The sequence below is a fragment of the uncultured Campylobacter sp. genome, from assembly GCF_938030815.1.
Taxonomy (GTDB): Bacteria; Campylobacterota; Campylobacteria; order Campylobacterales; family Campylobacteraceae; genus Campylobacter_B.
Genome location: NZ_CALHII010000025.1, coordinates 1 through 5,032, shown reverse-complemented (window position 1 = coordinate 5,032; position 5,032 = coordinate 1). Strand labels below are relative to the sequence as shown.

At 50.6% G+C, this 5,032-nt stretch carries 6 protein-coding genes; all 6 read left to right on the top strand.

Going from position 1 to position 5,032, the window contains the following annotated elements; genetic code table 11:
• The coding region (cysE, locus tag Q0277_RS00720; protein ID WP_297994511.1) for a serine O-acetyltransferase at positions 1-642 on the top strand (642 nt) is incomplete at its 5' end.
• Positions 643-652: 10 nt separating this feature from the next.
• The gene (locus tag Q0277_RS00715; RefSeq protein WP_297994507.1) at positions 653-1,132 is read left to right on the top strand and encodes a hypothetical protein; all 480 of its coding nucleotides are present in this window, start codon (positions 653-655) and stop codon (positions 1,130-1,132) included.
• Complete coding sequence (locus Q0277_RS00710) at positions 1,129-2,307, top strand: pyridoxal phosphate-dependent aminotransferase (protein ID WP_297994505.1); 1,179 nt, start codon at positions 1,129-1,131, stop codon at positions 2,305-2,307. Before Q0277_RS00715 ends, Q0277_RS00710 begins: the two co-directional genes overlap by 4 nt.
• 750 nt (positions 2,308-3,057) lie before the next feature.
• Positions 3,058-3,600, top strand: coding sequence for a 4'-phosphopantetheinyl transferase superfamily protein (locus Q0277_RS00705; protein ID WP_297994503.1), 543 nt, complete (start codon positions 3,058-3,060; stop codon positions 3,598-3,600).
• Positions 3,597-4,013 (top strand): hypothetical protein, encoded by a 417-nt coding sequence (locus Q0277_RS00700; RefSeq protein WP_297994500.1) that lies wholly within the window; start codon positions 3,597-3,599, stop codon positions 4,011-4,013. The genes Q0277_RS00705 and Q0277_RS00700 overlap by 4 nt, the downstream gene beginning before the upstream one ends.
• Positions 3,994-5,032 (top strand): beta-ketoacyl synthase N-terminal-like domain-containing protein (locus Q0277_RS00695; protein ID WP_297994497.1); only part of this gene is annotated, 1,039 nt, incomplete at its 3' end. The genes Q0277_RS00700 and Q0277_RS00695, both read left to right, overlap by 20 nt.

Sequence of the window (5,032 nt, the reverse complement as noted above, 5' to 3'; positions counted from 1 at the left end):
CCCGCATGCAACAGCGTATTTGAGATATTTTTCTGCTATCCCGGCGTCTGGGCGCTGATAAATTACCGCTTCGCACACTTTTTCTACGAGCGAGGTTTTAAGCTCATTGCTCGTGCGATCAGCGGACTTAGCCGCATAATCACCGCCGTAGATATAAACCCGGGCGCACGTATCGGCTCGGGCGTGTTTTTTGACCACGCTACGGGGCTTGTCATCGGAGAAACGGCGATCATCGGCGATAACTGTCTGATCTATCAGGGCGTCACTCTCGGCGGCGTGAGCTTAGAGCACGGCAAGCGCCATCCGACGCTGCAAAACGGCGTCGTAGTGGGCGCGGGAGCCAAAGTATTAGGTAACATCACCATCGGCGAAAATTCCAAAATCGGCGCAAATTCCGTCGTCATAAAGGACGTCGAGCCAAACTGCACCGCCGTGGGCGTGCCCGCCAAAATTTTAGGAAGCTGCCAGAGCGATCCTTTGGCGCATAATAAAATTCCCGACATCAGCCAGGAGCTTATCAAATATCTCATCAAGCGTATCGAAATTTTGGAGGAGTGCATTTGCAGCGGCAGAAAAGATATCGCCGCAATGGATGAGGATCTAAATAAATTCTACGAAGAGTATCTGAAATCATTAAAATAAGAGGGTTAAAGTGAAAAAAGCTCTATTTTTTATAATTTGTGCGATTTTGTCGGCAAGCGGCAGCGATGCTAATAGCGCGAAAAATTCCGCGGACGACGCCAGAATAAGCCTAGTAAAAAGTCTATACATCAAGGACACCTATTTTGGCGATCACAAAAATGCCCTATCAGCTTCTTTCAGATCCGTGCTTATGCAAGATGAAGCATCTGCTGGCGAAGGTGAGGTAGGCTGCTTGGACTACGATCCGGTAATCGGCGGTCAAGATGTCTGCGACGATGCGAAATATGATTTTGAGCTAGGGCAGCGCGATACCGTCGTAGTAACTCAAACCTGCCCCTACGGCGCGCAGACGATAATCTACAAACTCGTCCGTAGCGGAGGAGATTATAAAATCGACGATATCTACGACCAAGACCCAAGTAGCGGCAGGGCTTTTAGCGTCAAAAATCAAATTTTAAATTGTCTAAACCAATCCAAGGAGCATCAATGAAATTAACACTTTCAAGTCGCGTAAGCAAGCTCGGTGAAAGCCTAACGATCGCAATCAGCACTAAAGCCAAACAGATGAAAGCCCAGGGGCAAGACGTCGTGATCCTAAGTGCGGGCGAGCCCGATTTTGATACCGCAGAGGTCGCCAAAAAGGCGGTCATCGAGGCGATGGCTAAGGGCTGCGGCAAATACACGCCAGTTGCCGGCACGCCTGAAATTTTAAATTTAATCGCGCAGAAGCTAAAGCGCGACAACGACCTAGATTACAGGCCTGATCAGATCATCACCAACGTAGGCGCCAAACACTCGCTATTTAACGCCTTTAACTGCATCTTAAACGAAGGCGATGAGGTTATAATACCGGCGCCTTATTGGGTCACTTACCCCGAAATCGTAAAATTTTGCGGCGGCAAGCCTGTCATCGTAGACACCAAGGCGGAAAACCGATACAAAATCACCGCCTCACAGCTCAAAGCCGCGATCACCCCGCGCACGAAGGCGCTGTGCCTTTTCAACCCGAGCAACCCCGCAGGCGCCGTATATTCGCGGCAGGAGCTGCAAGAGCTTGCGGAAGTGCTAAAGGACACGGATGTTTTGGTAATTGCCGATGAAATTTACGAAAAAATCGTCTTCGGCAAGAGCTTCATAGCCGCAGCAAGCATCAGTGAGGATATGTTTAGGCGCACCGTGACGATCAACGGGCTAAGCAAATGCGGCGCGATGCCCGGCTGGCGCTTCGGCTACACCGCCTGTGCGATCGATGAGCTAAATAAGGCTATGATCAGCCTACAAAGTCAAAGCGTCAGCAACGTAGCAAGTATAGTCCAGGCAGGCGCTATGCCGGTGCTGCGAGGCGAGGCGGATGATTATATCGAGGAGATGAGGCGCGAATACGAGCGCAGGCGCGACTTCGGCACGGACGCGATAGGCGCGATCCCAGGGCTTAGTGTCGTAAAACCTGACGGCGCATTTTATTTCTTCATAGATTGCTCTCAGGTAGAACCTGATAGTATGAAATTCTGCATGCAACTGCTAGATAAAGGGCTCGTAGCCACGGTGCCAGGAAGCGGATTTGGTATGGATGGGCACTTCCGCATAAGCTTTGCATGCTCCATGGAAAATCTAAAACGCGGCTTTGAGCGCATAGAAAAATTCGTAAAAAATTACCACAGATAGGCACGCTAGCGAAATTTTGATCTAAATTTGTCATAGCTTAGCAGCGAAATTTTTACATAAAATTTAATGCGGCTTAGCGGCAAATTTAGTGTGGCACGGCTCGGTATTTAAATGCGGTTGCGGCAATTAGCACGATTAAATTTCGTGCCGCTTTAATTTAAGGATATTTAAATTTCTAGCTGTCGTATTCAGGAGCGCTTAAATTTTATGCCGTTTTATTCAAATGCGGCTAATTTTGCGCTGTTATACTACGATGCCTGCCGCGCCACGCACTGCTCGCGATTTTAGATTCCGCTTCGGAATTTTAAAGCTCATCGCACGACGCATCCGGATTTCGTCGCAAAAGCTCTAGCACAAACGCCGCCTGCGGCAGAAATTTTATCGCGGATTTTTAAAATTCCGCGCCGATATTTTCAAAACCTTGCACTGCCTGCCGCCTGATACCGCCACGCTAAAAATTTAACCAAATAGGACGGTCGTCGCACGAGATACGACTAACAAGACGAGCGTAACGAACACAACCGACGCCGCATAGCAACATGCGACGAACCAAAAAGTGCGCGGCGCAGATCGCAAGCGCGATAAATTTTAAAATTTTACCGCGCCCGAGGCCTTAGCGCAAACGCGATAAATTTTATGTTTTAGTGCGCCTTTGAACCCAATCGCATCAAATAAATTTTAAACGAAATTCTAACGCTGTAGCGCTATTTTATATTTTTATAAAGACTATTTTAGTAAAATCAGAGCTTTATGAGCGAGATAAAAATTTTAATCACCGACGAGGATCTGTGCGCCCCGAGGCGGCTTTTGAGCAGGCGCGATAAGAAGCTAGCACGCGCGCGAGCCGATCTGCGCGAGTTTCGCGTTTCGCGGGCGCTTAAAGCGCGCTTTAAAAAGCGCGGCAAATTTTGCATCTCGCACAAAAGCGCGGATGGCAAAACGATCGTCGCAGTGGGTTTTGCGAGGCAAAAGTTCGGGCTCGATCTTGAAATTTTAAAACCGCGGAATTTTGCCGCGGCGAGCGAGTTTTGTTTCAACGCCTTTGAGCGCGAGCTTTTAGAGGCGGCGGACGAGAACGAAAAGGCGCTCATTTTTTATAAAATTTACACGATCAAAGAGGCGCTGATTAAGGCGCGAAACCTAGGTTTTTACGCGCTTGCTCGCGTGGGGCTAGCGCGAGGCGCAGGCGGTGAGGCTCTGGCGCTTGATGAGCGCGGCAGGGCGTGGTCACACAAGAGCTATATTTTGGAGGGCGAGATTTTGATTTCGCTCGTTTTTAGGGAGAATTTTTGAGACCTGTTTATCGTTTTTACGCTATTTCTAAAACGGCTTTCGTTCTGCTTTGCGCCGCGTTTTTTATAAGCGGATGCGCGCACAAAGCGCCTGAGCAGATAGCGGAATTTAGCCAAAAGCAGTTCATCCTGACGGACGAACTCGGCGTAAAAAGCAGAGCCCTGATCTCAAAAATTTCGCCCGCAAGCGGCGAGGAGAGCCGCTACAAGCTCGTCTGGCTCGATATGCTAGGCGCGCCGATCGCACGTAAAATTTTATCGATCGCGGACGGCGAGGCTAAATTTCGCAACGACGGCTTCCTGCCGCCCGATTCGCAAAGCGAGCGAGTATTTTTAGCCCTGCTTGAAAATGCGAATAAACCGAATTTCACCATAAACGCAAAGGGGCGCCGATATGACGCAGTATCTAAGTAGCCCCGGGCTCATCTGCGCGGGCGCAAACAGTGCCGCAGAGCTTTTTAGCGCGCTATGCGAAAAAAGATCCGCGCTGCAAAAGCTTAGCGTCTGCGGTAAAAATTTCATCTTCGGGCGCGTGGATACGCCGCTGCCGAGGATCAAAGATCGCGCCTACGCCACGCGCACGAACGCCCTGGCGCTTTACGCCTGCCTCGGCGTGCAAGGACGGATCGAGCAAGCCGTGCAAAAATTCGGCGCACACCGCGTAGGCGTGGTATTTGCGACCACCAACACAGGCGTGCAAGAAAACTATGCGGAATTTTTCGCCTGCGGCAAAGACGCGGAAAATTTTATCTCTCAAGACGGCGAAAACTCCGCGCCGTGCAGTAAAATTCCTACCCCAAACGGCGAAAATTTCGCCAAAATTTCAAAAAACGCAAACAATAAATTTAAAAACTTTTGCTTCGAGCGCAACTCCCACGCAAACCCCGCAAATTTTATCCGCGAACGCTTCGGGCTAAAATCCGTCGCGATCGGAGTTTCGAGTGCGTGTACCAGCGGAAACAAAGCTCTCATCGAAGCTTCACGCCTCATATGCGCGGGACTTTGCGACGCGGTCGTATTCGGCGGCGCTGACGCATTAGACGAGCTCACGCTGCAGGGCTTTAGCGCGCTTGAAATTTTAAGCGAGCAGCCGCTTAGGCCGTTTTCAGAGGCGCGGACAGGCACAAATCTGGGCGAAGGAGCCTGCGCATTCGTGCTTTCGCGCGAACGCATAAGCGACGTCGCGTTTTTGGCTCACGCAGCAAACTCCGACGCTTATCATATCACAAAGCCCGATCCTAGCGCGCGTATGCAGATCGCAGCGATCAAAACCGCGCTAAAATCGGCGCAGCTGCAAAGCGTGGATTACGTAAATCTGCATGGCACCGGCACTGCGGCTAACGACGCGATGGAGGCCCTGGCTATGAGCGCCGCCCTACCCTTAGCGCCCGCAAGCTCGTCAAAATGGGCGATCGGACACACCCTGGGCGCTG

Coding starts and splice junctions, on each gene's coding strand:
- Q0277_RS00710 (WP_297994505.1), top strand. CDS start 1,129: ATGAAATTAACACTTTCAAGTCGCGTAAGCAAGCTCGGTGAAAGCCTA.
- Q0277_RS00705 (WP_297994503.1), top strand. CDS start 3,058: ATGAGCGAGATAAAAATTTTAATCACCGACGAGGATCTGTGCGCCCCG.